At 75.8% G+C, this 26,025-nt stretch carries 29 protein-coding genes; 13 read left to right on the forward strand and 16 right to left on the reverse strand.

All coding sequences use genetic code 11. From position 1 onward, the window contains the following. Positions 1-80: 80 nt before the first annotated feature. Positions 81-839 carry a RimK family alpha-L-glutamate ligase gene (locus ACIQBJ_RS03480; RefSeq protein ID WP_400702702.1) on the reverse strand — a complete coding sequence of 253 codons (759 nt, stop codon included), beginning with the start codon at positions 837-839 and terminating at the stop codon, positions 81-83. Further along, entirely contained in the window at positions 836-1,702 is an 867-nt protein-coding gene (locus ACIQBJ_RS03485) for a RimK family alpha-L-glutamate ligase (protein ID WP_400702705.1), read from the reverse strand. Before ACIQBJ_RS03485 ends, ACIQBJ_RS03480 begins: the two co-directional genes overlap by 4 nt. Positions 1,703-1,937: 235 nt before the next feature. On the opposite strand from ACIQBJ_RS03485, the gene ACIQBJ_RS03490 reads away from it, so the two are divergent. Further along, positions 1,938-2,615 carry an AAA family ATPase gene (locus tag ACIQBJ_RS03490; protein ID WP_400702708.1) on the forward strand — a complete coding sequence of 226 codons (678 nt, stop codon included), beginning with the start codon at positions 1,938-1,940 and terminating at the stop codon, positions 2,613-2,615. A 196-nt stretch (positions 2,616-2,811) separates the two neighbouring features. Then, entirely contained in the window at positions 2,812-3,708 is an 897-nt protein-coding gene (locus ACIQBJ_RS03495) for a hypothetical protein (RefSeq protein ID WP_400702711.1), read from the forward strand. A gap of 517 nt (positions 3,709-4,225) precedes the next feature. Here the strand turns inward: ACIQBJ_RS03495 and ACIQBJ_RS03500 are convergent. The 3 genes from ACIQBJ_RS03500 to ACIQBJ_RS03510 all read right to left on the reverse strand — a co-directional run bounded on the left by ACIQBJ_RS03500 (position 4,226) and on the right by ACIQBJ_RS03510 (position 9,166). Beyond that, positions 4,226-4,873: a response regulator gene (locus ACIQBJ_RS03500; protein ID WP_400702714.1), complete on the reverse strand. Its 648-nt coding sequence runs from the start codon at positions 4,871-4,873 to the stop codon at positions 4,226-4,228. A gap of 47 nt (positions 4,874-4,920) precedes the next feature. After that, a complete protein-coding gene (locus tag ACIQBJ_RS03505) occupies positions 4,921-6,513 on the reverse strand; it encodes a sensor histidine kinase (RefSeq protein ID WP_400702717.1) in 1,593 nt (530 codons plus the stop codon). A 118-nt stretch (positions 6,514-6,631) separates the two neighbouring features. After that, the gene (locus ACIQBJ_RS03510; protein WP_400702720.1) at positions 6,632-9,166 is read right to left on the reverse strand and encodes a SpoIIE family protein phosphatase; all 2,535 of its coding nucleotides are present in this window, start codon (positions 9,164-9,166) and stop codon (positions 6,632-6,634) included. Between the two features lie 118 nt (positions 9,167-9,284). On the opposite strand from ACIQBJ_RS03510, the gene ACIQBJ_RS03515 reads away from it, so the two are divergent. Both ACIQBJ_RS03515 and ACIQBJ_RS03520 read left to right on the forward strand, forming a co-directional pair. Then, a complete protein-coding gene (locus tag ACIQBJ_RS03515) occupies positions 9,285-10,358 on the forward strand; it encodes a polysaccharide deacetylase family protein (protein ID WP_400702723.1) in 1,074 nt (357 codons plus the stop codon). 43 nt (positions 10,359-10,401) lie between these two features. Then, a complete protein-coding gene (locus tag ACIQBJ_RS03520) occupies positions 10,402-10,866 on the forward strand; it encodes a GNAT family N-acetyltransferase (protein WP_400702726.1) in 465 nt (154 codons plus the stop codon). Between the two features lie 89 nt (positions 10,867-10,955). On the opposite strand, the gene ACIQBJ_RS03525 is transcribed toward ACIQBJ_RS03520, so the two are convergent. Then, positions 10,956-11,576, reverse strand: a complete 621-nt coding sequence (locus tag ACIQBJ_RS03525) for a CGNR zinc finger domain-containing protein (protein ID WP_400702729.1) — start codon at positions 11,574-11,576, stop codon at positions 10,956-10,958. Positions 11,577-11,716: 140 nt separating this feature from the next. On the opposite strand from ACIQBJ_RS03525, the gene ACIQBJ_RS03530 reads away from it, so the two are divergent. Then, entirely contained in the window at positions 11,717-12,265 is a 549-nt protein-coding gene (locus ACIQBJ_RS03530) for a carboxymuconolactone decarboxylase family protein (protein ID WP_400702732.1), read from the forward strand. A 102-nt stretch (positions 12,266-12,367) separates the two neighbouring features. Further along, the gene (locus ACIQBJ_RS03535) at positions 12,368-13,297 is read left to right on the forward strand and encodes a pyridoxamine 5'-phosphate oxidase family protein (protein WP_400702735.1); all 930 of its coding nucleotides are present in this window, start codon (positions 12,368-12,370) and stop codon (positions 13,295-13,297) included. Positions 13,298-13,315: 18 nt separating this feature from the next. On the opposite strand, the gene ACIQBJ_RS03540 is transcribed toward ACIQBJ_RS03535, so the two are convergent. The 3 genes from ACIQBJ_RS03540 to ACIQBJ_RS03550 all read right to left on the reverse strand — a co-directional run bounded on the left by ACIQBJ_RS03540 (position 13,316) and on the right by ACIQBJ_RS03550 (position 15,676). After that, positions 13,316-13,777 (reverse strand): hypothetical protein, encoded by a 462-nt coding sequence (locus ACIQBJ_RS03540; RefSeq protein ID WP_400702738.1) that lies wholly within the window; start codon positions 13,775-13,777, stop codon positions 13,316-13,318. Positions 13,778-13,835: 58 nt separating this feature from the next. Further along, on the reverse strand, positions 13,836-14,861 hold the full coding sequence (locus ACIQBJ_RS03545) for a mechanosensitive ion channel family protein (RefSeq protein ID WP_400702741.1): 1,026 nt from the start codon (positions 14,859-14,861) through the stop codon (positions 13,836-13,838). Positions 14,862-15,037: 176 nt separating this feature from the next. Further along, a complete protein-coding gene (locus ACIQBJ_RS03550) occupies positions 15,038-15,676 on the reverse strand; it encodes a TetR/AcrR family transcriptional regulator (RefSeq protein WP_400702744.1) in 639 nt (212 codons plus the stop codon). Between the two features lie 163 nt (positions 15,677-15,839). Between ACIQBJ_RS03550 and ACIQBJ_RS03555 the strand changes: the two genes are divergently transcribed. From ACIQBJ_RS03555 to ACIQBJ_RS03565, 3 genes are all read left to right on the forward strand, one after another. After that, on the forward strand, positions 15,840-16,385 hold the full coding sequence (locus ACIQBJ_RS03555) for an NAD(P)H-dependent oxidoreductase (protein ID WP_400702747.1): 546 nt from the start codon (positions 15,840-15,842) through the stop codon (positions 16,383-16,385). A 282-nt stretch (positions 16,386-16,667) separates the two neighbouring features. After that, entirely contained in the window at positions 16,668-17,021 is a 354-nt protein-coding gene (locus ACIQBJ_RS03560) for a hypothetical protein (protein ID WP_400702750.1), read from the forward strand. 44 nt (positions 17,022-17,065) lie between these two features. Next, positions 17,066-17,422 carry an immunity 51 family protein gene (locus ACIQBJ_RS03565; RefSeq protein WP_400702753.1) on the forward strand — a complete coding sequence of 119 codons (357 nt, stop codon included), beginning with the start codon at positions 17,066-17,068 and terminating at the stop codon, positions 17,420-17,422. Between the two features lie 101 nt (positions 17,423-17,523). On the opposite strand, the gene ACIQBJ_RS03570 is transcribed toward ACIQBJ_RS03565, so the two are convergent. From ACIQBJ_RS03570 to ACIQBJ_RS03580, 3 genes are all read right to left on the reverse strand, one after another. Then, a complete protein-coding gene (locus tag ACIQBJ_RS03570) occupies positions 17,524-18,279 on the reverse strand; it encodes a transglycosylase family protein (protein ID WP_400702756.1) in 756 nt (251 codons plus the stop codon). 499 nt (positions 18,280-18,778) lie between these two features. Then, complete coding sequence (gene map / locus ACIQBJ_RS03575) at positions 18,779-19,546, reverse strand: type I methionyl aminopeptidase (RefSeq protein ID WP_400702759.1); 768 nt, start codon at positions 19,544-19,546, stop codon at positions 18,779-18,781. 149 nt (positions 19,547-19,695) lie between these two features. Next, the gene (locus ACIQBJ_RS03580) at positions 19,696-20,268 is read right to left on the reverse strand and encodes a TetR/AcrR family transcriptional regulator (RefSeq protein ID WP_400702762.1); all 573 of its coding nucleotides are present in this window, start codon (positions 20,266-20,268) and stop codon (positions 19,696-19,698) included. A gap of 110 nt (positions 20,269-20,378) precedes the next feature. Between ACIQBJ_RS03580 and ACIQBJ_RS03585 the strand changes: the two genes are divergently transcribed. Together ACIQBJ_RS03585 and ACIQBJ_RS03590 are read left to right on the forward strand one after the other, a co-directional pair. Continuing rightward, positions 20,379-20,846 (forward strand): nuclear transport factor 2 family protein, encoded by a 468-nt coding sequence (locus ACIQBJ_RS03585; RefSeq protein ID WP_400702765.1) that lies wholly within the window; start codon positions 20,379-20,381, stop codon positions 20,844-20,846. A gap of 56 nt (positions 20,847-20,902) precedes the next feature. After that, positions 20,903-21,151, forward strand: a complete 249-nt coding sequence (locus tag ACIQBJ_RS03590) for a helix-turn-helix domain-containing protein (protein WP_400702768.1) — start codon at positions 20,903-20,905, stop codon at positions 21,149-21,151. Between the two features lie 208 nt (positions 21,152-21,359). Here the strand turns inward: ACIQBJ_RS03590 and ACIQBJ_RS03595 are convergent, their stop codons facing one another. Both ACIQBJ_RS03595 and ACIQBJ_RS03600 read right to left on the reverse strand, forming a co-directional pair. After that, positions 21,360-22,280 carry an RNA polymerase sigma-70 factor gene (locus ACIQBJ_RS03595; protein ID WP_400702771.1) on the reverse strand — a complete coding sequence of 307 codons (921 nt, stop codon included), beginning with the start codon at positions 22,278-22,280 and terminating at the stop codon, positions 21,360-21,362. 136 nt (positions 22,281-22,416) lie between these two features. Then, positions 22,417-22,890 carry a carboxymuconolactone decarboxylase family protein gene (locus ACIQBJ_RS03600; RefSeq protein WP_400702774.1) on the reverse strand — a complete coding sequence of 158 codons (474 nt, stop codon included), beginning with the start codon at positions 22,888-22,890 and terminating at the stop codon, positions 22,417-22,419. A gap of 192 nt (positions 22,891-23,082) precedes the next feature. Here ACIQBJ_RS03600 and ACIQBJ_RS03605 point away from each other — a divergent pair, with 192 nt between their 5' ends. After that, entirely contained in the window at positions 23,083-23,421 is a 339-nt protein-coding gene (locus tag ACIQBJ_RS03605) for a hypothetical protein (protein WP_400702777.1), read from the forward strand. A 58-nt stretch (positions 23,422-23,479) separates the two neighbouring features. Here ACIQBJ_RS03605 and ACIQBJ_RS03610 read toward each other — a convergent pair whose 3' ends face one another. Further along, on the reverse strand, positions 23,480-24,073 hold the full coding sequence (locus tag ACIQBJ_RS03610) for a LysE family transporter (protein WP_400702780.1): 594 nt from the start codon (positions 24,071-24,073) through the stop codon (positions 23,480-23,482). A gap of 43 nt (positions 24,074-24,116) precedes the next feature. Continuing rightward, complete coding sequence (locus ACIQBJ_RS03615) at positions 24,117-24,479, reverse strand: hypothetical protein (RefSeq protein ID WP_400702783.1); 363 nt, start codon at positions 24,477-24,479, stop codon at positions 24,117-24,119. A gap of 88 nt (positions 24,480-24,567) precedes the next feature. On the opposite strand from ACIQBJ_RS03615, the gene ACIQBJ_RS03620 reads away from it, so the two are divergent. Further along, the gene (locus ACIQBJ_RS03620) at positions 24,568-25,851 is read left to right on the forward strand and encodes an SLC13 family permease (RefSeq protein WP_400702786.1); all 1,284 of its coding nucleotides are present in this window, start codon (positions 24,568-24,570) and stop codon (positions 25,849-25,851) included. Positions 25,852-26,025: the final 174 nt, after the last annotated feature.

Consider the following 26,025-nt stretch of genomic DNA (forward strand, 5'->3'; position numbering starts at 1 on the left):
TCTCGCAGACCCGGGCGGCCGGGTGGACCGTCGGGGCGGAATGCGCCGAGCGAGGAACGGCAGGTCATGACAGGGGCGGGTCAGCGGTTCAGGGTGCGGAGGACCAGGGCGGTGAGCGCCTCCGGGGCGCCGGGCTGGTGGCGGATGCCGGGGAAGGCGTTGACGTCGACGGCGACCGGGCCGTCGGGCCCGGGCAGCAGGTCGACGCCGTAGACCTGGAGGCCGTAGGCGGGGCCGGCGGCGAGCGCGAGGGCGCGTTCGACGGGGTCGGGGGTCCAGGGGCGGCGGTCGGGGGCGTGCGGGTCGAGTTCGGAGCGGCGCTGCTCGGCGAAGACGGTGCCGGCCACCACCCAGATCTTGCGGTCCCAGCCGTCGCCGGGCACCGGCCGCTGGGTGAGCACGGGTTCGCCGGGCCAGCGGGCGGCGACCTCCGCCCACTGCGCGGGGGTCTCGACCCGGGCCACCAGGTCCTCCTTGCGGCTGCGCCGGCTCTTCACCACCACCGGTCCGTGCCAGGCGAGTTCGCCCAGGACGCCGGTGGCGACGGTGGGCGCGAACGGCAGGCCGGCGGCCCGGGCCCGCTGCTCCATCGCCACCCGGTCCTGGCAGAACCCGGTGGCGTCGGCCGGGTTGAGCACCGGGCGGCCCAACGCCTCGTAGCGGCGGGCGAGTCGGAGGTCGGCCGGGCCGCGGGCCTTGAGCAGCAGCAGGTCGGCGTCCGGCTCCGGCCCGGCCGGAACCATCAGATGCCCTGCGGCGGCGAGGAGTTCGCCGACGGCGGCGAGCAGCGGGTGGTCGAGGTCGCGGGCCAGGACGGCGATCCGCAACGGGGCGGTCACCGACCGGCCCGGGCGGCGTCGATCAGCGAACCCGCGGCCGGGGTGGGCCAGGACGAGCCGGTGCGGGCGAGCCGGAGCACCGCGTCGGCGACCCGTTCGACGGCGTGCGGGACCTGGCGGAAGCTCGGGAAGTCGTTGACGTCGACGACCACCGGGCCGTCGGGGCCGAGTAGCACGTCGAGCCCGTACAGGTCGAGGCCGAAGACCTCGCCGACCTGGGCGGCCAGCGCGGCGACCTCGCGGGGCAGCGGCACCGGGCGCTCGGTGGCGGGGTGTTCGGGGTGCAGCGGGGAGGTCCGCTGGGTGGCGAAGAGCTCGCCGCCCGCGCTGTACACCTTGAGGTCGAGGCCGTCGTTGGGCACGTACGGCTGGGCGATCAGCAGGCCGCCGTCGGCGGGCGCGGCGATCCGGGACAGCTGCCCGGGGTGCTCGACCAGGTGGACCGCCCGCCCCGAGGAGCCGTCGGCGGGCTTGACCACCAGCGGCCAGCGGCGGCCGGGTATCGAGGCGAACGCGGCCGGGTCGGCAGCGGCCCAGGTCCGCGGCATCGGCAGGCCGTGCAGCGCGGCGACCACGGCGGCCTGCGCCTTGTCGCGGACCGGGCGGATCGCCCGGGCGTCGTTGACGGTGGTCAGGCCGGCCGCGGCGGCGGACTCCAGCAGGCCGAGCCCGGGCCCGCCGGAGACGGTCTTCAGCACCCAGGCGTCGTGCTTGCCGGACCGCACCAGCTTGGCGAGGTCCAGCAGGTCCGCGCCGGGGCGCAGCACGTCCACCCGGTGGCCGGTGGCCCGCAGCCGGTCGACCACCGCCAGCGGCATCCCGTCGTTGCGGTAGTGCTCCTCGACCAGGAAGCAGAACCTCATTACCCCACCCCTTTCGCCGCCCCTCGGCCGCCGAACCGTCCGGCCGCCCGGGGCGTTTCGCATCGGACCACCCTGCCACGGATCATCGGGCGGATTTCGCCCAGGGTGTCCGGGAACGGAAACAGCCGGGTCACAGCCGCATTGCCGCAGGTCTGGAACCGCATGCCCCGGGCATGACGTTGTCATGACGCGCCCTTGGCCATTCCTTTGGGCGCCCCGACCCGAGGAGGACCGCGTGCACCCACAGCTGCGGCCGCACGCCCGCCACGACCTGACGGACCGTCCCGCACCGGCCGTGCTGGCCTACCCGGCGGACGACGTGCTGGTGGTGTCCGGGCTGCCCGGCAGCGGCAAGAGCACCCTGATGGGGCGCTGCGCCCGGGCCCGGGTGGTCGACTCCCAGCACACCCGGGCCCGGTTCGCGGCCGCACTGCCGGGCGTCCCGTACGCGCTGTACCGGCCTGCGGTGCGGCTGGCGCACTACCTGGGGCTGCGGGCGGCGATCCGGGCCGGCGGCCCGCTGGTGGTGCACGACTGCGGGACGCTGCCGTGGGTGCGCGGGGCGATCGTCCGGGCGGCGGCGGCCCGCGGCCGCCGGGTGCACCTGCTGCTGCTCGACGCGAGCGCGGCGCAGGCCGCGGACGGGCAGCGCCGCCGCGGCCGCCGGGTCTCCCGGTACGCGTTCGCCCGGCACCGCCGTGCCTCGGCCAGGCTGCGCGCCCTGGTGACGGCCCCCGGACCGCTCCCGACGGGAGTGGCCTCCGCCGTCCTGCTGCCGCGCACCTCGGCGGCCCGGCTCGCCTCGATAGTGTTCACCGCCCCCGCCCCCGCCCCCGTCGGCCCGATCCCGGTCCCCCGCCCGGCCCCCGACCTGCCGGTCACCGCCCCGCTGGCCGCCGCCGCCAAGGGCTGAACCGGACCGACGGCCGGTCACCTGCCCCGCCGGTCACCGTCCCACCGGCCGCCGCCGCCGAGGGCCGAGGGCCGAGGGCCGAGCCGGACCGCCGGGTGCCCGTTCCCGGCCGGGACTGCGGCGAACGGCTGAGCCGCCGCGCGCGTCGCCCGCCGGCGGGGCCGGTGCGGGCCCGTCCGCTGGCTACGCTCCGGCCATGGGCACCCCCGAACAGCTTGCCGAGGCCGAGCGGCTCAGCCCCGGCCCGGCGCAGGACGTCCAGCGGGCCGCGGCCGACGGGCGGCCGGAGCGCGGGCCGCACGCGCGGCGGGTCGCGGACCGGCTCTCGGTGCGGTTCCGGGTGCCGATCGAGCCGCAGTACGACCCGGCGGGGCGGCGCTGGACGCTGCGCTGGTACGACGGGCCGACGGTGGCGGCGGTGCGCTGCGCGCTGGAGCGGCCCGGCCCGGACGGGGCGGGGTTCGCGGTGCGCCGGGACCTCAGCACCCGGGCGCTGGCGCTGGCCGCGATCCGGGAGACCCGGGCCGGGGCGATGCACCGGGCCGAGGGCAGTTGGGGCCAGCGCTACCACCTGGAGCAGCTGCTCACCGACCGGGAGCACCCCGACCGGCCGGTCGACCCGCGCGAGGCGGCGATGCTGGAGCGCCTGCTGTCGGCGGCCGGCGCCGGTGCGGGGCGCGGCAGTTCGGCCCCCGACCTGGCGCTGGCCTTCGACCTGGTGGCCCGGCACGGCGTCGCCTGGCTGCTGCCCGGGCACCGGCTCGCCGGGCCCGCCGACCGGGACGCCTCGGCGCTCTCCCCGCTGGAGTACCTGACGTCCCGTTACGCGACGGGTGTGCACCGCACGGCGTGGGAGACCGCGCTCGCCGTCCTGCCGGTGCGCACCGCCGTCGCGGCCGCCCACCGGGACCGGTGCCCCGATCCGGACGCGGCCCGGGCGGCCCTGACGCTGCTGCCGGCCCTGCGGGCGGAGGTCGCGGCCGAGTTGGACGCGATGCGCGACCGTCTCGCCGCCGCCGCGGCGGGCCCGCCCGCGGGCCCGGCCACAGAATCGGCCACCGACCCGGCCGCGGGGCCCGATCGCGTGTCCTGAGATCCCCTCCGGCAGCGTACCGACCCCATTCTGCCTGCTGGGAGGGCTGTTCCGGTAGGACCGGACGCACATCCGACCACCCTTGCCGGGGCGGCCCGCCGGGGCGCAGACTCGTCCGCATTCCCCCCTTGGACGAGTCGACGGGAGCCGTGTGTCCACACGCGTTGATCATGAACTGGCCCTGCGGGCGCGGGTGTTGCTGGCGGGCAGCGAGGCGCCCGGCCCGTGGGAGAGCTACCGGGCGCACCGGCTGCTGGCCCGGATCGCCCCGCAGGCGCACCTGCCGCGCCTGGCGCTGGCCGCGGTCGAGATGGCCGGCCACCCGCCGGTGGCGCTCCGCCGGGACCTCCAACTGGCTTTGATGGAGGAGGCGTTGGCGGCGTTCGCGGCGATCGACCCCGGCGACCCGTTCCGGCCCGGGCGCTGGCGGTCTTCCGGAAGGAGTACCGCGAGCAGGCCGAGCGGCTCGGCATCGACCCGGAGGTCCCGTTCTCCTGACGGCCCGCCGGACGGTCCGTCAGAGTGCGGCGTCGCGGGCCAGCAGGGCGGCCTGCACCCGGTTGCCGCAGTCCAGTTTGGCGAGGATGCGGCTGACGTAGGTCTTCACCGTGGCCTCGCTCATCCGCAGGCGGGCGCCGGTGTCGGCGTTCGACAGGCCCTCCCCGAGCAGGTCGACCACCTCGCGTTCGCGCGCGGTGAGCACCGCCAGGCGCCGCCTGGCCTGCTCGCCGCGCGCGGCGGCCGTCCCGTCGGCGAGGCTGTCGACGATGTGCCGGGTGGCGGCCGGGGAGAGGAAGGCGTGCCCGGTGGCGGCGGCCCGGACCGCCTGGATCAGTTCGGCGGGGGCGGTGTCCTTGAGCAGGAACCCGGCCCCGCCGGCGCTGATCGCCCGCAGCACGTTCTCCCGCTCGCCGAAGGTGGTCAGCACGATCGCCCGGGTGCCGGGCGCCGCGCGGGGCAGTTCGGCGAGCGCGCCCAGCCCGTCCAGCACCGGCATCCGGATGTCCAGCAGCAGGACGTCGGCGGCGAGGTCGCGGGCCAGCCGGAGCGCCTGCGCGCCGTCCGCGGCCTCGCCGACCACCTCGATGTCCTCGGCGGAGCCGAGGATCATCCGGATGCCGGCCCGGATCAGCGGCTCGTCGTCGGCCACCAGCACACGGATCACCGCACGGACTCCCTCTCGCGCTCCGCCCGGTCCGGCGGACCGGGCGGCTACACCTTCCCACGGAAGTGCTGTTTCTCCACCAGCACGCCGTCCTTGAAGCAGAACCGGACCACGTCCTGCTCGCCCTCGGGGTCGGTCTCGAGGTCGCCGGCGAACCAGCGGCAGTGCGCGCCGTCCGGGACCGGCGGGCCGACCTTGCGGAAGTCGTGGGTGAGGAAGTCGCTGCCGGACGGCAGCTGGTCGTTGACGCTCTGCTCGGACCGGCCGACCTGGATCGAGTCGTAGAGCCCGGTGTCCACGGTGGCCTCGCGCAGCGAGTTGACGAACAGGATCACCCCGACCACGCCGACCACCGCGACCAGGCCCAGCACCACGAACGCGCCCAGCGCGCAGCCGATCATCGGGCTCCGGCGACGCTTCTCCGGGCCGATCAACTGACCTGTCAGCGAGGCGAGTTCCTCGTCCTCCAGCTCGGCGGAGAGCGCCGCGGCCGCGCCGTCGGGGGCGTACGGCAGCAGGCCCGCCAGCCGGAACCCGCCGTCCGGCGCCGGCCCGGCGTGCACGATCCCGCCGAGCAGCCGGGCCCGTTCGCGCAGCCCGGTCAGGCCCTGGCCGCCGGAGACCGCCGCCGCGCCGTCCCCGCCGGGGCCGTTGAGCACCTCCACCACCAGGGTGTCCGGCTCGTACCGGACCGTCAGCACGATCCGCCCGCCGGGGGCGTGCTTGTGCGCGTTGGTCAGCCCCTCCTGCGCGATCCGGTACGCGGCGTGGCCGGTCGGCGCGGACACCTCGCGCGGCGCGCCCTCCCGGCGCAGCTCGACCTCGGTGCCGGCCGTCCGGGACGCCTCGGCCAGCGCGTCGATCGCGTCCACCCCGCCGGGCACGGTGGCGCTGTCGTCCTTCAACAGGCCGACCACCTCGCGCAGTTCGCGCATCGCCCCGGTCGCGGCCTGCCGCAGCACCCCCACCGCCTCGCGCTGGCGCTCGCCGAGGGTGCGGTCCACCTCCAGCGCGCCGGTGTGCACGGCGATCAGGGCCAGCTGGTGGCCGAGGCTGTCGTGCATGTCCTGGGCGATCCGGTGGCGCTCGCGCAGCCGGGCCTGGTGGGCGATCATCACCCGTTCCCGGACCAGCTGCTCGTTGCGCTGGCGCAGGCTGTCCAACAGCTGGGTGCGCTGGGCCCGGTAGCGGCCGAAGACCGCGGGCAGCACACCGGTCAGCAGGAACCCGACGGTGCAGACGCCGATCAGGCCGATCACCGGGAAGGGCTCGCGCGCGTGCTGGACCAGGGCGGCGCCGATCATGCCGACGAAGCCCAGGCCGAACAGCAGCGGCGCCTGCCAGGGGCGGGTGATCCGGCGGCCCGCCGAGTACCCGGCGGCGGCCAGCACCGGCACGAAGCCGGAGGCGCCGCCGCTGCCGAGCGCGGTGAGCACCAGCACCGGGCCGGGCAGGCCGCGCCGCAGCGCGAACAGCAGCACGGCCACCACCGTCACCGGGACGGGCGGCCAGCCGACGCTGTCGCCCAGCTGGAACAGCCAGGCCAGGGCAGCGACCAACAGGCCGACCAGGACCTCGCGAACCACCAGCCGCCAGTTCCACGGCCCCGGGAACGCCTTCTCCATCCACACACGCGTCACGCTGCGACCCTAGCGAGTGCGCGCCCCGCCCCGCTGTCGCCGAAAGCAGCGCCCCGGCCGCGACCATCGTCGTACCCGCCGGCCCGCCGGCCCGCCCGCGCGTCAGCCGGTCAACCGGTCAGCCGGTCAGCCGGGCGATCAGGACGGCGACGTCGTCGGCCCGGTGGTCGCGGTGGCGGGCCAGGCCGAGCAGGGTGTCGGCGAGCGGTTCGAGGGTGTCGGCGGCGGCGTGGGCGAGGGTGCTGCGCAGGCGGTCGATGCCCTCGGTGAGCGGGGCGGTGGCGGACTCGACCAGGCCGTCGGTGTACAGCACCAGGGTGGCGCCGGGCGGCAGCACGGTCGCGGTGACGGGGAAGTCCAGGTCCGCGTCGATGCCGAGCAGCGGGCCGCCGTCCAGGTCGAGCAGGGCGGTGCGGCCGCCCGGGTCGCGCAGCAGCGGCGGGAGGTGCCCGGCCCGGACGCCGTGCAGCAGGCGGGTCGCCGGGTCGAGGCGGAGCAGGCAGCAGGAGGCGAGCAACCCGGTGTCGAGGTCGACCAGCAGCCGGTTGGTGCGCCGGGCGACGTCCGCCAGCGGCTCCCCGCCAGTGGCGAACGCCCTTACCGCGCTGCGGAGTTGGCCCATCAGGGCGGCGGCCTTGACGCTGTGGCCCTCGACGTCGCCGATCACCAGGACGACGCCCGCGCGGCCCGGCAGCACGTCGTACCAGTCGCCGCCGATCTCCATGCCGCGGGTGCCGGGGAGGTAGCGGGCGGCGGTCTCCAGCCCGGGGACGTCGGGCAGCCGGTGCGGCAGCAGGGCCCGCTGCAGGCCGCGGGCGACGGCGGCCTCGGCGTCGTAGAGCCGGGCCCGCTCCAGCGCCTGGGCGATCAGTCCGCCGAGGGCGCCGAGCACCGAGCGGTCCTCGACGGTGAAGGAGCGGGGCCGGTCGAAGCCCAGGATCAGGCTGCCGACGGGGTGGCCGGAGGCGATCAGCGGGAGGAACGCCCAGGCCCGCATCTCGTCGCGGGCGATGCCCGGGTAGGCGGCGGCGAGTTCCCGCTCGGACTCGAAGAAGACCGGCGCGCCGGTGGTGAACACCTCGGTGCCGGGCAGCCGGGTGCGGATCGGGGTGCCCTCGAAGGGTTCGAGGAAACCCGGTGGGTAACCGCTTTCCGTCACCAGGTGCATGCGCCCGTCGCGGGCCAGGTAGAGGGCGGTCTCCTGGCCGCCGAACCCGGGCAGGATCTGCTCGACCACGGCCGTGGCGACGTCCTGGACGGTGACCGCCTCGGCCAGCGCGGCGGCCAGTTGCAGCAGGTGGTAGACGGTGCCGACGGAGGCGGGCGTGGCGGGCGGGGCCTCCGGCAGGGTGGTGTCCTCGCTGGGCGCGGCCGCCACGATCCGGCCGGTCAGGCCGTGCCCGTCGGGGTAGAGCGAGAACGCCAGCCAGTGGCCGGGCGGGCGGCGGGCCAGGAACGCGGTGGGCTGCTGGGAGAGCATCGCGGAGCGGTAGCGGTCCTCGTAGGCGGGGTCGGCGAGCCAGGGCAGCACCTCCCAGGGGCGGCGGCCGAGCAGCTCGGCCCGGGTGACGTGCAGCAGCAGTTCGGCGCTCCGGTTGACGTGGCCGACCCGCCCGTCGGGGTCGAGCGCGAACACGCCGTCGCGGAGCCGTTCGACGGCGACGGTGGCGGCCACGGCGGCGGTCGCGTCGACCACGGCGACCACCAGCCGGCCCGACCCGCCCACCGGGTGCCCGTGCAGGGCGAGCGGGCGCAGCCCCCCGCCGGGATCGCGCAGCCGCACCTGCTCGCTGAACGGACGGCCCTGCTGGGCGGCCCGGCGGGCGGTGCGGCGCAGCCGGGCGGCGTCCTCGGGGACGAGGCGGTCCAGCAGCCCGGACCCGGACCCGGCCGGTGCCGGGGCACCGGGGCCCGGGTCTCCGGGGATCGGGTCGCCGGGTTCGAGCAGGCCGCTGCCCGGGTCGAGCAGGTCGCGCAGGGCGGCGTCCGGGACGAGCAGGCCGGTGGCCGGGTCCAGGTCGAGGAAGCCGAGCCGGACGCCGTCGCCGCCGGGCCCGGGCAGCGGCACCACGGCGGGCGGGCCGTCGGCGGCGCGGACCAGGTCCCCGTACGGGAGCAGGCCGGTGGCGAGGCGGTTGCCGGCGCTGCGCAGCTGTCGGCGGGTGGCGGCGGGCGGGCGGGTGCCGTCGGACGGCCAGAACACGGCGATCGCGCCGAAGTCCTGGTCCCCGGCGGTGACGGGGGTGGTGGCGGAGGCGTGCGCGTAGGGCAGCCCGACGGCCAGCCGGGGGTAGCGGCGCGCGGTGTCGTCGGCGTCGGCGAGGACGACGGTGCGGCCGCCCCGGTAGGAGTCGGCGACGGGCAGCGGCGCGGCGACGGCGATCCGGTGGAACGGTTCGAGCAGGCGCGGCGGGATGCCGACGACGGCCGCCGCCACCAGCGAGCGGCGGTCGGCCGAGCGCAGGTAGAGCACCCCGCCGTACGCGGCCGTCGCCCGGACGGCCCGCAGCAGACCGTCCGCGAGCAGGGGTTCGGCCGCGCTCCAGGGCGGGCGGGCGTCGTCCGTGGTCCGGACGGGACGCGTCGCCGGCTCGGTGCGCGGTGACGGGGACGGAGGCGGTTCGGGAGGCTCCGCCGGGACACCCAGGCGCATGTTCTTCTCTGTACGCCGCCACCGGGTGCGCGTCAAACGGGGGACGACGGCGGTCCGTCCGGGTGACGGCCCCCGAACCGGCGGTACGCCCGGTACGACAAGGGGATCATCGGCCGGTATGCCGACCCCTGCCGCCCCGCCCGAACCCGCCGAACCCGCCGAAACCCCCGGCCGCGCCGACTGCTCCGGGGCCGCGGCGCCCGTCGCGGCCCGCCGCCCCGCGAAACGTCCCCGCCGCCGGGGGCTGGCCGCCCTCACGGCGCTCGCCGCGCTCGCGGCCGGCTGCTCCGGACCGCACGCCCAGGACCCGCCCCCGCAGGCCGCCGACCGGCCCACCCGGGCCGCCCCGCCCGCCGCCGGGGCACCGGCCGCACCCGCTGCGCCCGCCGCACCCGCCGCCGCGCCCGCGGTGCTCCCGCAGGCTGCCGGGCGGCAGGAGATGAACGCCCAACTGTCTTCCGCCGAGCACGAGTTGACGATCGAGCAGGCCGCCGCGACGGCCCGCCGCTGGGGCCTGGCCGCGCTCCCGCCGAAGGCTCCCGCCCCGCCCGCCGTCAAGCCCGCGCTCGCCGACGGCCCGGGCGTCAAGCGCTCCCCCGGCCTGCCGCCCGTGGTGTACCGCGTCCCGACCACCGACAAGGTGGTGTTCCTGACCGTCGACGACGGCGCCGAGAAGGACCCCCGGTTCGCCGCGATGGCCGCCGAGCTGGGCGTGCCGCTGTCCGCGTTCCTCTCCGACTACCTGGCCCGCTCCGACTACGGCTACTTCCGCGCCATGCGCGAGCACGGCACGGCCCTGAACAACCACACCGTCAACCACCCCGACCTGCGCCGGCTGGGCCCCGACGCGCTGCGGCGCGAGATCTGCGGCCAGCAGGACCGCCTGGAACAGGAGACCGGCACCCGCCCCCGCCTGTTCCGGCCCCCGTACGGCGAGTACACCGAGGCCGCGCTGCGCACCGCCGCGTCCTGCGGCGTCGAGGCCGTCCCGCTCTGGAACGAGGAAGCCTTCCCCGACCACGTCGAGTACCGCTACGCCGACCAGAAGCTGCACCCCGGCGACATCGTGCTGACCCACTTCCGGGCCCCGGCCGCCGACTGGAAGGGCGACATGTCCGACATGCTGCGCCGGGTGGTCGACACCGCCACCGCCCAGGGCTTCGCCGTCGCCCGCCTGGAGGACTACCTCTGACCGGGAATGCGGCCGGACCGACGGGCGGAGGTAGCCTTCCCGAATGATCACGTCACCCCGTCTGGAGAAGATCACCGCCGCGAACCTGGACGCGGCACTCGCCGTGCAGGTCCGCCCCGACCAGGCCCACCTGGTCTCCCCGGTGGTCCACTCGCTGGCCGAGGCGTACGTCTACCCCGGGGTCGCCTGGCCCCGGCTGATCATGGACGGCGAGCGGATCGTCGGCTTCCTGATGGCCTTCTTCGACATCGACTTCCGCAACGACGGCACCGACCACCGCTCCGGCCTGTGGCGGCTGAACATCGTCGCCGGGGAGCAGGGCCGCGGCTACGGCCGCTACGCCGTGCAGCAGGTCGCCGCCGAGATCCGCCGCCGCGGCGGCACCCGCCTCACCACCACCTGGCACCCCGGCCCGGACGGCCCCGAGGCCTTCTACCTCGGCCTCGGCTTCCGCCCCACCGGCGAGACCAGCGGCGACCAGACCGTCGGCGAACTCGACCTCAACTGACCCCGGCCCCACCCGCGCCACCGCCCCACCTGCGCCGCCGCCCGGACCGCCCCACCCGCCCCACCTGCGCCGCCGCCCGCGCACGGCCGTCAGACGGCGCTCCGGCGGTGGCGCTGGTAGTGGCGGGCGGAGCGGGCACGGTTGCCGCATCCCGCGGAGCACCACTCGCGGCGGGGGTGGTTCTTGAGGAAGTACAGGACGCACCCCGGCGCGAGACAGGCGCGCAGTTCGTGGCGGGCGTCCTGGCCGAAGAGCGCGACTCCTTCCTCCGCGATCGCGGAGAGGGCGGCGGAGGCCGTCCGCCCGCCCGTGCGGGTGTGTCGCATGGGCTCCTGGCCGGGCGTCCACGACAGCGCCGACCAGTGGGGCGTGTCGCCTGCGGCCCGGTTGAGCACGGCGACGGCCGCCTCCAGCTCGCGGATGTCGGACGCGGCGGCCGGGCGCGGATCCCCGGTCACCTCGGCCGCGAGCCGGCGCAAGGCGTCGCGCAGGCCGACCAGACGGTCGGCGAGCCGTCCCACCTCCCCCGCGGTGAGCGCGTCCAGGTCTTCCGGCACCAGCAGATCGACCCGGGGGGAGACGGCACGGAGCCAGGCCCGGGTTCCGTCCGGATCGCGCAGTGCGTCGTGCACACCGTCGCGGTCCGCCCAGACCGTGTTCATCAGTTCCACGGGCAGGGACTCGCCCAGGAGCGGTGCGTTCGTGTCCATGGCGCCGAGACTACCGCACTTCCAACGGATACATGCCTCTCCAACCGTTTGACATCCCGGAAACCCGATGCCATGGTTCCCCTAACGGTTACTGGTGCATCCAAGCGTCAGAATCGGATGAATGAAGGAGCGCTGTCCCCATGACCGGTTTCCCCCTCGTCGAGCCTGCCGCCGCGACCGGAAAGGCCGCCGACCTGCTGGCCGACGTGCAGAAGACCTTCGGCCTCACCCCGAACATGACCAAGGCGATGGCGAACAGCCCGGCCCTGCTCAAGGGCTACCTCGCCCTGAACGGGGCGCTGGCCGGCGGTGTCCTGCCGGCCCCGGTCCGCGAGCGTCTCGCGCTGGCGACGGCCGAGTACAACGGCTGCGCGTACTGCCTGTCGGCCCACACCTACATCGGCGCGAACATCGCCGGGATCGACGCGGTCGAGCTGGAGTCGGCCCGGGACGCGAAGGCCGCGGACCCCCGCACGCAGGCCCTGCTGACCCTCTCGGACGCGATCGCCCACGGCCGGGGCCAGGTCGACGACAGCGTCCTGCGGGCGGCACGGGACGCGGGAGCCACGGACGACGAGATCGGCGAGGTCGTCGGACACCTGGCCCTGAACGTGCTGACGAACTACTTCAACGTCCTGGCGAAGGTCGACAACGACTGGCCCGCGGTCCCCCTGCGCACCGCAGCCTGACCCGCGCCGGAACCCCGCCCGCCGACCCCGCTCCTCGGGCCCGGCGGGCGGCCCGCCTCGCACGGACCTGCGCCCCGCGCCGGTCCGGCGGAAGGAGACACCATGACGAACCCGGCACACGGCGTCAGGACCGGTTTCCACGAGGGCGAACTGGCCGTGCAGCTCAGAGCGGGCGCGACACGGCAGGCGGCGCGACTCGCGGGCATGCTGGCCCCGGCCGACCTGAGCGGTGGCGCGACGCGGTTCCTGGCCGGACGCACCTTCGCCGCGATCGCCGCCCGCGACACCGACGGCGCGCTGTGGACGTCGCCGCTGACCGGCCCGCCCGGCTTCCTGCACGCCTCCTCGCCGACCACCCTCGACGTACGCGCGCTCCCCGCGGCAGGCGACCCGCTCGAGGACCTGCCCGCGCACCAGGCCGTCGGACTGATCGCCCTCGAGTTCGCCGCCCGGCGGCGCCTGCGGATCAACGGCACCCTGTCCCACGCCCACCGCCACGGACTGCGCGTCGACGTGGAGCAGGCCTACGGGAACTGCCCCCAGTACATCCAGAGCCGGCAGTTGCACAGCGGGCCCGGCACAGCCCCCGATACGGGGCCGGTACGCCGCGGGCGCGGCCTGACCGCCGACGACATCGACCTGGTCCGCCGGGCCGACACCCTCGTGATCGGCACCACCCACCCGGCCCGCGGCAACGACGCCTCGCACCGCGGAGGGCCCCCGGGATTCGTCCGGGTCGAGGGCGGCGCCCTGTGGTGGCCCGACTACCGGGGCAACAACATGTTCAACACGCTCGGCAACCTGCAGGCGGACCCGGCAGCCGCACTGCTCTTCTGCGACTTCACCACCGGCCGCACCCTGCACCTGTCCGGCCGGGCCGCCCTGGAATGGACCGGGACCGGCGTCCCCGGTGACGACGACGACACCGGGCGGCGCGTCCGCTTCACCCCCGAGCAGTACGTGGCCGGCCGCCTGCTGTCCCTGCAGGCCGACACCGTCACCGCCGCCCCCGACAATCCGCCGCTGACCTGACCCGCCCGATCCCCGGCGTCACGGCCTCCGGTCCGGGGCCGCGCCGAGGGTGACGTTGCCCATCCGGAGGGCGGCGGCCGAGCCGCCCTCCGCCTTGATGTCGACGTCGCCCCGGACGACGACGGCGTCGCCGGAAGCCGTGACGCCCGGCCCGGTGGCGGTGCCCGTGGCCTGCAACTGCTTCAGCAGGGACTGGAGTTGCTCGCCGAAGCCGGGGTCGTGCTCGATCGCGTCCGCCAGCGCGTCGGAGAGCCGGCGCCCGGTCCGCTCGCTGGGTTCGGCCTGCCCGGCGGCGGCCTCCTCGGCGGCCCGGGCGAGCGCCGGGTCCGCGCCGAGCTTGCGGCCGACCGCGTCGTGCAGCCGGTCCATCAGGGCGTCCGCGGTGCGGTCGACCTCGGCGTCGGCCCGGCCGGCGACCCGCCCGGCCTTGCGCACCAGCCACCCGAACACGTACCCGACCGCGACCTCGAGACCGATCACGTCCGCCCCTCCCCGAGCTTCCTGACGACATGTCGGACCATACAGGCCGGAGGCGTGTTCACCCCTCCCGTCCGCCCGAGACGGTGACCCTGGGCAGCGCGTGCGGATGGTGCTCGCGCAGGTGGGCGACCAGGTGCTCGCGCAGTTCGCAGCGGAGCGCGAAAGCGTCGTCCGCGTTGGCGGCGGTGGCCAGGGCGCGGACCACCAGGGTGCTGGGGGTGGTGTCGACCACCTGGAGGGCGCTGCCCTCGCCGTCCCAGTGCGGGTTCTTGGCGAGGAAGTCCTCGAACTCGATCCGCAGCAGGTCGACGGGCGTGCTGTGGTCGAGGTGCAGCAGCGCGGTGCCGGTGATCCGGGAGGTGCGGCGGGACCAGTTCTCGAACGGGCGGCCCGCGAAGTAGGACATCGGCATGACGATCCGGCGCTGGTCCCAGGTGGCGATCACCACGGCGGTCAACGTGATCTCCTCGACGGTGCCCCACTCGCCGCCGACCACCACCACGTCGCCGATCCGGGCCAGGTCGCCGAAGGCCATCTGGATGCCCGCGAACAGGTTCGACAGGGCGCTCTGCGCGGCGATGCCCGCCACCACGCCGACCAGTCCGGCGGACGCCAGCAGGCTGGTGCCGACCACCCGCACCGTGGGGAAGGTCATCAGCATCGCGGCGAGCGCCAGCAGCGCGATCCCGGCCTGCAGGATCCGGCCGAGCAGCCCGGCCTGGGTGCGGGCCCGGCCGACCCAGCCCGGGTCGCGCCGCCGCACGGCGAGGTGCACCGCGCCGTCCAGCAGCAGCACGGCGGCCCGGCCGGCCAGCCATCCGCAGGAGCCGATGGTGGCCAGCGTCAGCAGGTGCGCGACACCGGCGGGCGCCCGGACCCACGGCTGGGCGGCGAGCATCAGCAGGCAGGCCGCGACGGCCAGCATCGGCCGCCGGCAGCCGCGCAGCAGCTCCGGCACCGCCCCCGACCGGGTGGACCGGGCGGCCAGCCGGACCGCGACCGCCTCGACGAGCCGGTCGAGCCCGTACAGCAGCACCCCCACCGCCGCCCCGGCCACCACCAGCCGTACCACGCTCCACCACACGCTCCCGCCTCCTCACGCCGACCTCCGTCCCCGAACGGTCCGCCGGGGAACGGGTGCCGCCTTTCCGCCGCACCGGGATTCACACTCCGCCGACGTCTCCGCCGACGTCTCCGCGGCCGCCGGAGCGGGACGGGGGTCGATGAGGACCGACGGGGGCGACCGGAGCCGACGGGGAGTCAGCGGGCCAGCCGGGCGACCAGGTCGCGCCAGGCGGCCGCGAGCTGTTCGGGGGTGCGGCCGCGCCGGGTCAACTGGTCGTGGACCAGGGCCGGGTCGAGCATGCCGAGCAGGGCGTCGGCGAGGAGTTCGAGGTCGCCGTGGACGCCGGCCGCGTGCAGCAGCAGGACGAGGTGGCGGGTGCGGACGGCGCGGGGGGCGGCCGTGTAGCGGGTGGCGGTGCGCTGGTCGGACTCCAGGTAGACGTTCATGTGGGCGAGTTGGTGGTGCAGCGCGGCCTCGCCGAAGGCGGTGAGCCGGGCGAGCGGGTCGGCGCCGGGCCCGAGCGGCGGCGGGCCGAACATGAAGGCGGCCTGGAACTCGCGCTCGATGCTGTCGAGCACGGCGTACAGCAGGCCGGTGCGGTCGCCGAAGCGGCGGAAGACCGTCCCCTTGCCGACTCCGGCGGCGCAGGCGACCGCGTCCATGGTGAGATGTTCCGCGCCCCGTTCCCGGATCAGCGCGGCGGCGGCGCCGAGGACCTTCGCCCGGTTGCGGGCGGCGTCCGCGCGCTCGTTCGGCTCCTGGTCGTGGAGCGGGAGGAGGGGGTGGTCCGCGCCGGGGGGTGCGACCGGTCCGGAGGGGGCGGGGGAGGTCATGGGCCTCACTCTAACTCCCCGCGGAAGAAAATGGACTGTGGTCCGTTTCTGTGGCAGGCTCTTCCCGGGCCTCGAACCGGACCGCAGTCCGGTAAAGCGGGTCCGCCGCTCGTTCCCGTGGCCCGCGAAGGCCGCGGGCAGATGACGTCTCCCGGGAGTTCCCATGTCCGTCCGTATCCTCGCCCTCGTCGGCAGCCTCCGCGCCGGCTCGCACAACCGTCAGCTCGCCGAGGCCGCCGTCAAGCTGGCGCCCGAGGGCGCCGAGGTGACCATCGCCGAGGGCCTGGCCGAGATCCCGTTCTACAACGAGGACATCGACGTCGAGGGCAGCGTCCCGGCCGCCGCCGTCGCGCTGCGCGAGGCCGCTGCCGCCGCCGACGCGCTGCTGCTGTTCTCGCCCGAGTACAACGGCACCATCCCGGCCGTGCTGAAGAACGCCATCGACTGGCTGTCCCGCCCGTACGGCGCGGGCGCGCTGACCGGCAAGCCGGTCGCCGTGGTCGGCACCGCCTACGGCCAGTACGGCGGCGTCTGGGCGCAGGACGAGGCCCGCAAGGCCGCCGGCATCGCCGGCGCCAAGGTCCTGGAGGACGTCAAGCTCTCGGTGGCCGGCTCGGTGGTCCGCTTCGCCGAGACCCACCCGTCCGACGACGCCGAGGTCGCCGCCCAGCTGACCGCCGTCCTGGGCCAGATCGCCGCGGCCGCCTGACCCCGCACCGCCCGCACACCCACGGCCGCGCCCCGGACCCCCGGGGCGCGGCCGCGCGCACTCCCCCGAACCGGACCGAACCCCCTACCTGTCCCCCGGCCGCCCCGCCGGCGTTCCGGAAAGCGCTTTCCCGCCGGTCCGCAGCTCGGCCCACCGGGCCCGGTGTCCGGCCGCGCGGAAGGCGAGCCCGGCTCGCGTCCCACCATGCGGAAAGACCGGTGGCACCGGTACCGGCCGTGATCGACTTGGCGGCACACCGACCCCTGGCCGAAGGAGTTCGCCGTGGTGCCCGTGCTGCCCTCGCTCGACGGACTGGAGTTCGCGCCGGTCGCCCGCGCCGCGCACGGCGAGGTCGACCCCGGCACCCGGTTCGCCTACCGCGAGCGGGACGGCCGGGTCTGGGCCGACTACCGGGGCGGCGAGATCGTGCACGGGCACCTGGTCGGCACCCGCACCGGCGACACCGTCGAGTTCCGCTACGTGCAGCTCAACCGGGACGGCGAGACCAACTCCGGCCACTGCGTGAGCGTGCTGACCCGGCTCGCCGACGGCCGGCTGCGGCTGGACGAGACCTGGCGCTGGGAGTCCCGCCCGGGCGCGGGCACCAGCGCCGTCGAGGAGGTCCTGCCGCGCTGAACCCGCCCGCCCCGCTGTCGGCGGCGGCCGGTAGCGTCCGCGCCATGACTGATCGCGAGACCTACGCCCCCCTGGTGTTCTTCGAGTACGACCACCGGCCCGGCTCCTACTGCCTGATGCTGACGGACGACCGGATGGTCGAGGTGGACGAGGTGTTCGAGGCCGCGGGCCAGCCCAACGGCGGCTACGGCTGGGAGGCGGTGGCGCGCTCCGCGGTGCACAACCGGGCCCCGCACCTGGAGGGGCGGCTCCGCTACGACCCGGAGGCCGGCATGTTCGTGGCCTACGGCGACGACCCGGCGGCGCTGCGCGAGCTCGGCGCCCTGCTCTCGGGCGCGTTCGCGGACCGGCCGGCGCTGCGCGAGCTGATCGACGCCGCCGACCCCGACTGGTTCGACTGAGCCGCCGCCGGAGCGCGCGAAGACGCCGACGGCCGCCCCTCCCGACATGAGGGGCGGCCGTCGGCGTCCTGCGAAGCGGCCCCGGGGGCCGGTGGGCTGCCTCAGACCGAGAGGACCTGGCCCGGGTAGATGACGTCCGGGTTGGCGCCGATGGTCTGCGCGTTGGCGCTGAACAGCGCGTCCACGGTGGTGCCGTTGGCGGCGGCGATCGCACCCAGGGTGTCGCCGTCCTTGACGGTGTAGCTGCCGCCGTTGCCCTTCGAGCCGCTGTCGCTCTTCTTCCAGGACTGGCCCTGGGACTGGCCCTGGTCGGTGGAGCGCTGCGAAGTGCCCTTGTTCGAGGAGGAGTTGGTGGACTCCGCGTCGGTCGAGGTGGTGGCCGGCTTCGAGGACTTGGTGCTGCTGCTGGAGCTGGAGGAGGAGGTGTCGACCTGGGCGGCCGCGCCGCCCTTGGTCAGACCCGCCTGCACGGAGCACACCGGCCAGGCGCCGGGGCCCTGCGAGGCGAGCACCTTCTCGGCGACGGCGATCTGCTGCGCCTTGCTGGCCTGGTCGGCCTGCGGGGCGTAGGCGGTGCCGCCGAAGGCGGCCCAGGTGGAGGAGGTGAACTGCAGGCCGCCGTAGAAGCCGTTGCCGGTGTTGATGGACCAGTTGCCGGTCGACTCGCACTGCGCGACCTTGTCCCAGGTGGACACGTCCGCGGCCGAGGCCGAGGTCGCCGCCACGAGTCCGGCCACCGGGAGGACGGCCACCGCGGAGCCCGCCACGACGGCGGCACGGACGCGGTTGCGGGTACGGCTGCCCTTCTCGGCGGTGGTGGCGGTCTTGGCGGCAGCGGTCTCGTTACGGAAGATCATGCGGTTCCTTTCGGATGCCCCGGGCAGGCAAGGCGGAACCAGGGCCCGGAGGGGCCCGCGGTCTCTCGCGCTTGTGGATCGGACGGGGCCGGTCGCTCGTCGACCGGCGCTCGTCGCGGTCACCCTGCCCGTGCGGGCGGCTGGTCTGCCGCGCCGGGGCTTCGATTCGGGTGATCCCGGGTAGTGCGCCCTGCACTGGTTACGAAGCTACGGGCGTTCCGACCGAACTCCAAGCATTCGAAGGTCTGCGCAGCTCAGAGCCCTGTTACCGCCGGTACAGCGGCTGCTGCGGGGCGGCCGGGCCGCGATTTTCCGGGCCCGGCCGGCGGCCGCTGTGACCGGGCTCACCGGTTTTGGCCGCCGACCGCCGGGGAACGGCGCACAGCGCGTGACGGGGCGCTGACCGGCTGCCGACTGTCCAGCGTTCCGGCTATGGGGCGGGCCACAGCCGCCACCGACCGTCCACCCGCTGCTCACCCACCGTGGCCGAACTGCCGCCTCAGGAACGGGCGGTGAGCACCCGCGGGCCGTCCTCGGTGATCGCCACGGTGTGCTCGGCGTGCGCGCCGCGCGAGCCGTCGGCCGAGCGCAGCGTCCAGCCGTCCGGGTCGGTCTTCAGCTTCGCGGTGCCGGCGCACCACCACGGCTCCAGCGCCAGCGTCAGGCCGGGGCGCAGTTCCAGGCCGCGCCCGGGGCGGCCGACGTTGGCCACGTGCGGGTCCTCGTGCATGGTGCGGCCCAGGCCGTGGCCGCCGAAGTCGGTGTTGATCCGGTAGCCCGCGCCCTGGCCGACGGCGGCGATGGCGGCCGAGATGTCGCCGATCCGGTTGCCGGGCACCGCGGCGGCGATCGCCGCGTCCAGCGCCGCCCGGGTCGACTCGACCAGCCGGACGTCCTGCTCGGCGGGCGTGCCGACGATGACGGTGACCGCCGAGTCGGCGACCCAGCCGTCGATCGACACCGCGAAGTCCAGGCTCAGCACGTCGCCGTCGCGCAGCACGTAGGGGTGCGGCTGCCCGTGCAGCACGGCGTCGTTCACGGACAGGCAGATCACGTTGCGGAACGGGCCGCGGCCGAAGGACGGCGCGTAGTCCCAGTAGCAGGACTGCGCGCCGCGCCGCTCGATCAGCTCGCGGGCCCGCAGCTCCAGGTCCATCACGTCCCGCCCGACCTCGGCGAGGGCGGACAGCTCGGTCAGCGTGTCGGCGACGAAGCGGCCGGTGACGGCCATCTTCTCGATCGACTGCGGATTCTTGAACTCGATCACGGCGCGGCTCCCAGGACGGCCCGGCCGCCCGCTCGAAAGGGCCGCCGGCCCTGGCGGACCGGCGGCGGACAGCGCCACGCTAGCAGGCGAACGGTATTCAAATACCGCCACCCGCCGCACCCGGCCCGGCACCCCGCCCCGCGCCCGGTTCAGTGGCCGGCGGCGGAGAGCAGGGTCTCGACGGCGGTGCGGGCCCGGGCGGCGGTGGTCGGGTCGCCGGTGACGGCGGCGGTGACGATGGCGCCCTCGGCGAGCAGGTGGACCGGCGCCGGGTCGGTCAGGCCGGCCGCGCGCGACCAGGTGGCGAGGTCCCGGTGGAACGCCTCCTTGTGGGCGCGGACCTCGGCCAGCACCGCCGGCGAGGCCGGGCCCAGTTCGCCGAAGGCGTTGATCCAGGCGCACCCCCGGTAGCCGGGTTCGGCGAACCACCGCTCCAGCCAGTCGAACACGGCCAGCAGCTGCTCCCGGGGGCCGGTCCGCTCGGCCACGGCCGCCGCCAGCCGTCCGCGCCAGCGCGCGTCCCGCCGGCGCAGCACCGCCACCACGAGGTCGTCCTTGGTGGGGTGCAGCCGGTAGATCCGCTTCAGCGGCAGCCCCGAGGCGGCGCGCACCTCGTCCATTCCGACGGCGCGGACGCCCTTCTCGTAGAACAGCGCCTCGGCGGCGTCGAGCAGGGCCGCGCCGTCCTGGCGGACCTGGTCCTCGGTGAGCGGGGCGGGCACGGCGGCTCCTCGGGCGGTCGGATCCGGATTGACCTGGAGAACGGTCGTTCCCTACTCTAGGCCCGAGACCGTGGAGAACGATCGTTCTCCACCTGTTGGAGGAGGCCGCCGTGCCCGAGGACCGCCCGCCCCGCCCGCCGTTCACCCGCGAGAGCGCGCTCGCCAAGGTCCAGGCCGCCGAGGACGGCTGGAACTCCCGCGACCCGCGGCGCGTCGCCCTCGCCTACACCCCCGACTCGGTCTGGCGGAACCGCGACACCTTCGTCACCGGCCGGGAGGAGATCACCGCCTTCCTCACCGCCAAGTGGCAGCGCGAGCACGAGTACGCCCTGCGCAAGAGCCTGTGGGCGTTCGAGGACGACCGGATCGCCGTCCGCTTCCAGTACGAGTGGCACGACGCCGACGGCCAGTGGTGGCGCAGCTACGGCAACGAACTCTGGGAGTTCGACGGGCACGGCCTGATGGCCCGCCGCGAGGCCAGCATCAACGACACCCCCATCGACGCCGCCGACCGCCGCATCTTCGGGCCCCGGCCCGCCGAGGAGCGCGACGGCGCGGAGCGGCTGCCGCTGCGCTGAGGCCGCCGGACGGAAGGGCCTGGGCGTCCGGGCACCTCGTTCAGTAGCGTGTCGGCATGGTCCGAGTCCCCCTCACCCCCGAGCAGATCGAGGCCGGCCGCCGCCTGGGCGCGCTGTTCCGCGAGACCCGGGCCGGCCGCGACCCCGCGGCGGTCGCGCACCGTGCCGGGATCTCCCCCGAAACCCTCCGCAAGATCGAGATGGGCCGCCTGCCCAGCCCCGGCTTCGGCACCGTCGTCGGCCTCTGCGCCGCGCTCGGCCTCCCGCTGGACACGGCGGCGCGGACCTGGCTGCGGGCCGAGTGACGCTCCGCGGCCGGGCGGGGTTGCGCAATCAGGGGCCCGGGGAACGGCGGCGCCGAGGGAGGGGGCGTCCGACGGGCTGCGGAGGCGCCACCCCGTTTCGGGTCGGAGGGTCCTGGGCCGACGCCCCGTGGCGCCCCGCTGTGCTCCGGCGCGTCGCCTCTGGGCCCCGCCGTTCCCCGGGCCCCTGGTTTCTTCCGGAAGCGCCTGCCTAGCGGTTGCGGCGGACGCGGCGGATCTCCCGGTCGAGGGCCCAGGCGTCGGCGACCGGGCCGAGGTGGCCGAGCTTCTCGGGGTTGATGACGGTGCGGACGGTGCGGACCCGGCCGTCGAGCACCTCCAGGGCCATCACGCGCAGGACCAGGCCGTCGCGGTCGCGGAACAGCGCCCCCGGCTCCCCGTTGACCTCGCACGGCTCGCAGCGGACCCCGGTCTCCGCCATCAGCGGGTGGGCGGTAGCGAGCAGGCGGGCCACCTTCTCCGCCCCGACGACGGCGCGGGCCAGTTGCGGGGCCTTGCCGCCGCCGTCGCCGACCAGCTCGACGTCCGCGGACAGCAGGCGCTGCAGCCCGTCCAGGTCCCCCTGCGAGAGGGCCTCGAAGAACCGGCCGGCCAGTTCCTCCCGTTCCCGGCGGTCGGCGGCGTACCGGGGGCGGCCCTCGCTCATGTGGCGGCGGGCCCGGACCAGCAGTTGCCGGCAGGCCGGTTCGGCGCGGCCGACCGTCGCGCCGATCTCGTCGAAGCCGAAGCCGAAGACGTCCCGCAGCACGAACACCGACCGCTCCAGCGGGCTGAGCCGCTCCAGCAGGAGCAGCGCCGCCATCGACACCGAGTCGGCGAGTTCCGCCGCCCGGGCCGGGTCCTGGTAGGGGTCGTCGAGCAGCGGTTCGGGCAGCCACGTCCCGACGTACGCCTCGCGCCGGACCCGGGCGGAGCGCAGCACGTCGAGGGAGATCCGGGTGACGGTGGTCGACAGGAAGGCCCGGGGCGAGTCCGGGCGGGTCGGTGAGGCGTCGTAGCGGAGCCAGCTCTCCTGGACGGCGTCCTCCGCCTCGCTCACGCTGCCCAGCATCCGGTACGCGATCGAGAACAGCAGCGGCCGCAGCTCCTCGAACTCCTCGACCTTGCCCACGCGGCTCTCCCCCTGCGGTGCGTGCCGCCCGGGGGTGCCGGACGGGCCCGATACGGAGCCGGGGCGGCCCGCGCTCCCGCGGACCGTCCGGCTCGTCGTGATCTTGGCACTTCCCGCCCCGCCGGGGAACCCCGGCTCAGTGGAACTGCCCCGCCCGGTAACTGCCGCCGGGCTGCCGGGTGATGGCGTTCAGCCGGTTCACCATGTTCATGAACGACACCAGCACGACGAGGGCCGTCAGCTGCTCCGTGTCGTAGTGCCGGGCGGCCCGCTCCCAGGTCGCGTCGTCGACCCCGGCCGCCCCGTCGGCGATCCGGGTGCCCTGCTCGGCGAGCGCGAGCGCGGCGCGCTCGGCCTCGGTGAAGACCGTGGCCTCGCGCCAGACCGCGACCATGCCCAGCCGCACCGCGCTCTCGCCGGCGGCCGCGGCCTCCTTCAGGTGCATGTCGACGCAGACCGAGCAGCCGTTGACCTGGCTCACCCGCAGCGCCACCAGCTCCCGCGTCGCGGCGGGCAGCGACGTCTCCTGCAGGGTCCGGCCGGCCGCCATCACGTGCTTGAGCGCCCGGCCGGCGGTCGGGGTGGCGAAGTAGTCGAGTCGTGCGTCCATCGTGTGCTCCTCCGGATCGTTGCGTTCCTGCCCTCCCTGGACGGGGCGGCGCCCGCCGTTGTGACACGGACCGGTGTGACGCACGTCTCCCCGGCGGGATGTCACAGCCCGGGCCGCTGCCCCGTCCAGGGTGCGGACGCCCTCCCGGGGGCGGCCGCCACCCCGTTCCGGCGCTGGAGAAAGACCACCGACATGCAGATCCTTCGGTACGTGTTCCTCGTCTTCCACCTGTTCGGCTTCGCCGCGCTGCTGGGCGGCGTCTTCTACCAGGTGCGCGGGAAGGACCCGGTCGCGGGCGGCTACATGGTCACCAGCGCGGTCGTCCAACTGGTCACCGGCGCGGGCCTCGTCTGGACCCGCCTCGCCCTCGACCTCCCCGTCCCGCACGCGAAGACCGGCGTGAAACTCGCCCTGGACGTCCTGATCGCCGCCGTCGCCCTGCTGGGCCTGCGCACCAAGCAGCCGTGGGCCTTCTACACCGTGGCCACCGCGACGGCCGCCGCGGCCGTCGTCGCCGTCGCCTGGACGTAGGGCCCGCCCTCGGCGGAGCCGAGGACCGGGCGACCTGCTCGGAGTGAGCTGCCGGAGGTCAGAGTGCGAGGCGGAGCGCCAGCAGTCCGACCAGGCCGTAGCCGACGGCGTACGTGACCCGGCGCAGGCGCGGGCCCAGGCGGGCGCCCGCGAAGGCGCCGGCGGCGGCGAGGAGGTGCTGCCACAGGAGGGAGGCGAGGAAGACGCCCGTGACGAAGGCCGTCGCCCCGGCGTGCGTGCCCGTGCCGCGGGCGGCGATCAGGGCGGTGAAGTAGAGGGCGGTCGCGGGGTTGACCGCCGTGAGGAGGGTGAAGCGCAGGAAGGCGCGGCCGGCGCCGCGGGCCGACGCGTCGGGGGCGGGTTCGACGGCGCGCCGCAGACCGAGCAGGCCGTGCACGGCGATCGCGCCGAGCAGCAGCGCGGAGACCAGGCGGACCGTGCCCTCGTGCCCGGCGAGCAGCGCGGCGACCTGCGGGCCGGCCAGCACCGCGACCGTCGCGTACGCGCCGTCGACCGCGGCGACGGCCGTCGCCCCGCCCGCGGCGGGCGCCCAGCCGCGGCGGCCCTCCTGGAGCAGCAGCACTCCGACCGCGCCCAGGGGCACCGCCACGCCGAGTCCTGCCACCGCGCCTTCGAGGGCCGCACTTGTCATGGGCCAACGATGGCGGTCCGACCCGCCCCGGCGCACCGCATTTTCAGCGGGCGGCGATCGCGGGTCCGGTCCCGCGCCGCTTGCGGACCGCCCTGACGGCGAGCACCGAGCGGTAGGAGAGGACGGCCAGCGTGGACTCCGCGGAGAGCACCGACCCGGCGCTGCGCCAGGAGCCGACCGACAGGGCCGACAGCGCGGAGCCGAGGCTGCCGAGCGACAGCACCGAACCGGCCGAGCCGATGGACAGCACCGAGCCGACCGAGCCGATGGACAGCACCGAGTGGGCGCAGCCGATCGACAGGAAGGAGCCGACCGAGCCGACCGACAGCAGGGAGCCGGTCGAACCGGCCGGGAACCCGGTCGCCGCCGCCTTCCGCAGCCACTGCGCGCTCCGCTGGACGGACATGTCGCCTCCCGTGGGTCCGGTGATCGTTGCCGGTCAGCCTGCCGTGCCCGCTCCCCCGGCGCAAAGGGCCTGTTCGGCGGGTGTTTGGATGGAACCTTTGCGCGCGGGCAGGAGAGGGCCGGAGGTGGCGGGAGTGACGGGAGTGGGCGCGGAAGTGGTGGCGCTGGTGCTGCTGGCCGTGGTGCTGGGGTGCGCGGTGCGGCGGCCGTTCGGCTGGCCGGAGGCGGTGGCGGCGGTCCCGGCGGCGGGCGTGCTGGTGGCGGTGGGCGCGGTGTCGCCGTCGGCGGCGTGGGCCGAGATCGGACGGCTCGCGCCGGTGGTCGGGTTCCTCGCGGCGGTGCTGGTGCTGGCCCGGCTGTGCGACGAGGAGGGCCTGTTCGAGGCGCTGGGCCGGTGGATGGCGGGTTCCTCGGGCGGGCGGCCGGTGCCGCTGCTGCGGCAGGTGTTCGCGGTGGCGGCCGTGGTGACGGCGGTGCTCAGCCTGGACGCAACGGTGGTGCTGCTGACGCCGGTGGTGCTGGCCACCACCGGGGTGCTGGGCGTGCGGGCCCGCCCGCACCTGTACGCGTGCGCGCACCTGGCGAACTCGGCGTCGCTGCTGCTGCCGGTGTCGAACCTGACGAACCTGCTGGCGTTCACGGCGAGCGGCCTGGGCTTCGGCCGGTTCACGGCGCTGATGGCGCTGCCCTGGCTGGCCGCCGTCGGCGTGGAGTACCTGGTGCTGCGGCGGTTCTTCGCCGCCGACCTGGCCGTCCCCGCCGAGCACCCCGTCCCCGCCGGACGGCCCCGGCTGCCCCGGTTCGCCCTGTTCACGGTGGCGGGCACGCTGGCCGGTTTCGTGCTGGCCTCCGCGCTGGACGTGTCCCCCGCGTGGGCGGCCGCGGCGGGCGCGCTGGTGCTGGCCGTCCGGGCGCTGCGGGACGGGCGGACCACGCCGCGCCGGATCGTGGACGCGGCGGCGGTGCCGTTCCTGGCGTTCGTGCTGGCCCTGGGCGTGGTGGTGAAGGCCGTGGTCGACAACGGGCTGTCCGCGCAGCTCGCCGCGCTCGTCCCGGCCGGGGACTCGCTGCCGGTGCTGTTCGCCCTGGCCGGGCTGGCCGCGCTGCTCGCCAACCTGGTCAACAACCTGCCCGCGACGCTGCTGCTCGTCCCGCTCGCCGCGCCGGCCGGGCCGGGCCCGGTGCTGGCCGTCCTGCTGGGCGTCAACCTCGGCCCGAACCTCACCTACGCGGGTTCCCTCGCCACCCTGCTGTGGCGCCGCCTCACCCCCGCGAGCAGCGCGGCGACGTTCACCAGGCTGGGTCTGCTCGCCGTCCCGACCACCCTCGCGGCGTCGGTCCTGGCCCTGTGGGCCTCCCTGCAGATCTTCTAGGGAGCCCCCAGGGGCCCGGGATGTCCGTGCCGTGTGCCGGTGGGCTCCCCGGCAGGGGCTCTCGCTTATGCTTCGCGTCGGCCCAGGAGTTTTCCCCGAGATTTGTGTTATCAGCTGCTGGTCGGTGGATCTCCCAGTACGTGAGGGCAGGCAGCGAGAGCACGAGGACGGTCC

The sequence above is a fragment of the Kitasatospora sp. NPDC088391 genome (assembly GCF_044753345.1).
Classification (GTDB): Bacteria; Actinomycetota; Actinomycetes; order Streptomycetales; family Streptomycetaceae; genus Kitasatospora.

Coding starts and splice junctions, on each gene's coding strand:
- ACIQBJ_RS03485 (WP_400702705.1), bottom strand. CDS start 1,702: ATGAGGTTCTGCTTCCTGGTCGAGGAGCACTACCGCAACGACGGGATG.
- ACIQBJ_RS03495 (WP_400702711.1), top strand. CDS start 2,812: ATGGGCACCCCCGAACAGCTTGCCGAGGCCGAGCGGCTCAGCCCCGGC.
- ACIQBJ_RS03510 (WP_400702720.1), bottom strand. CDS start 9,166: ATGCGCCTGGGTGTCCCGGCGGAGCCTCCCGAACCGCCTCCGTCCCCG.
- ACIQBJ_RS03515 (WP_400702723.1), top strand. CDS start 9,285: ATGCCGACCCCTGCCGCCCCGCCCGAACCCGCCGAACCCGCCGAAACC.
- ACIQBJ_RS03520 (WP_400702726.1), top strand. CDS start 10,402: ATGATCACGTCACCCCGTCTGGAGAAGATCACCGCCGCGAACCTGGAC.
- ACIQBJ_RS03525 (WP_400702729.1), bottom strand. CDS start 11,576: ATGGACACGAACGCACCGCTCCTGGGCGAGTCCCTGCCCGTGGAACTG.
- ACIQBJ_RS03530 (WP_400702732.1), top strand. CDS start 11,717: ATGACCGGTTTCCCCCTCGTCGAGCCTGCCGCCGCGACCGGAAAGGCC.
- ACIQBJ_RS03535 (WP_400702735.1), top strand. CDS start 12,368: ATGACGAACCCGGCACACGGCGTCAGGACCGGTTTCCACGAGGGCGAA.
- ACIQBJ_RS03550 (WP_400702744.1), bottom strand. CDS start 15,676: ATGACCTCCCCCGCCCCCTCCGGACCGGTCGCACCCCCCGGCGCGGAC.
- ACIQBJ_RS03555 (WP_400702747.1), top strand. CDS start 15,840: ATGTCCGTCCGTATCCTCGCCCTCGTCGGCAGCCTCCGCGCCGGCTCG.
- ACIQBJ_RS03565 (WP_400702753.1), top strand. CDS start 17,066: ATGACTGATCGCGAGACCTACGCCCCCCTGGTGTTCTTCGAGTACGAC.
- ACIQBJ_RS03570 (WP_400702756.1), bottom strand. CDS start 18,279: ATGATCTTCCGTAACGAGACCGCTGCCGCCAAGACCGCCACCACCGCC.
- ACIQBJ_RS03590 (WP_400702768.1), top strand. CDS start 20,903: ATGGTCCGAGTCCCCCTCACCCCCGAGCAGATCGAGGCCGGCCGCCGC.
- ACIQBJ_RS03600 (WP_400702774.1), bottom strand. CDS start 22,890: ATGGACGCACGACTCGACTACTTCGCCACCCCGACCGCCGGCCGGGCG.
- ACIQBJ_RS03605 (WP_400702777.1), top strand. CDS start 23,083: ATGCAGATCCTTCGGTACGTGTTCCTCGTCTTCCACCTGTTCGGCTTC.
- ACIQBJ_RS03610 (WP_400702780.1), bottom strand. CDS start 24,073: ATGACAAGTGCGGCCCTCGAAGGCGCGGTGGCAGGACTCGGCGTGGCG.
- ACIQBJ_RS03615 (WP_400702783.1), bottom strand. CDS start 24,479: ATGTCCGTCCAGCGGAGCGCGCAGTGGCTGCGGAAGGCGGCGGCGACC.
- ACIQBJ_RS03620 (WP_400702786.1), top strand. CDS start 24,568: ATGGAACCTTTGCGCGCGGGCAGGAGAGGGCCGGAGGTGGCGGGAGTG.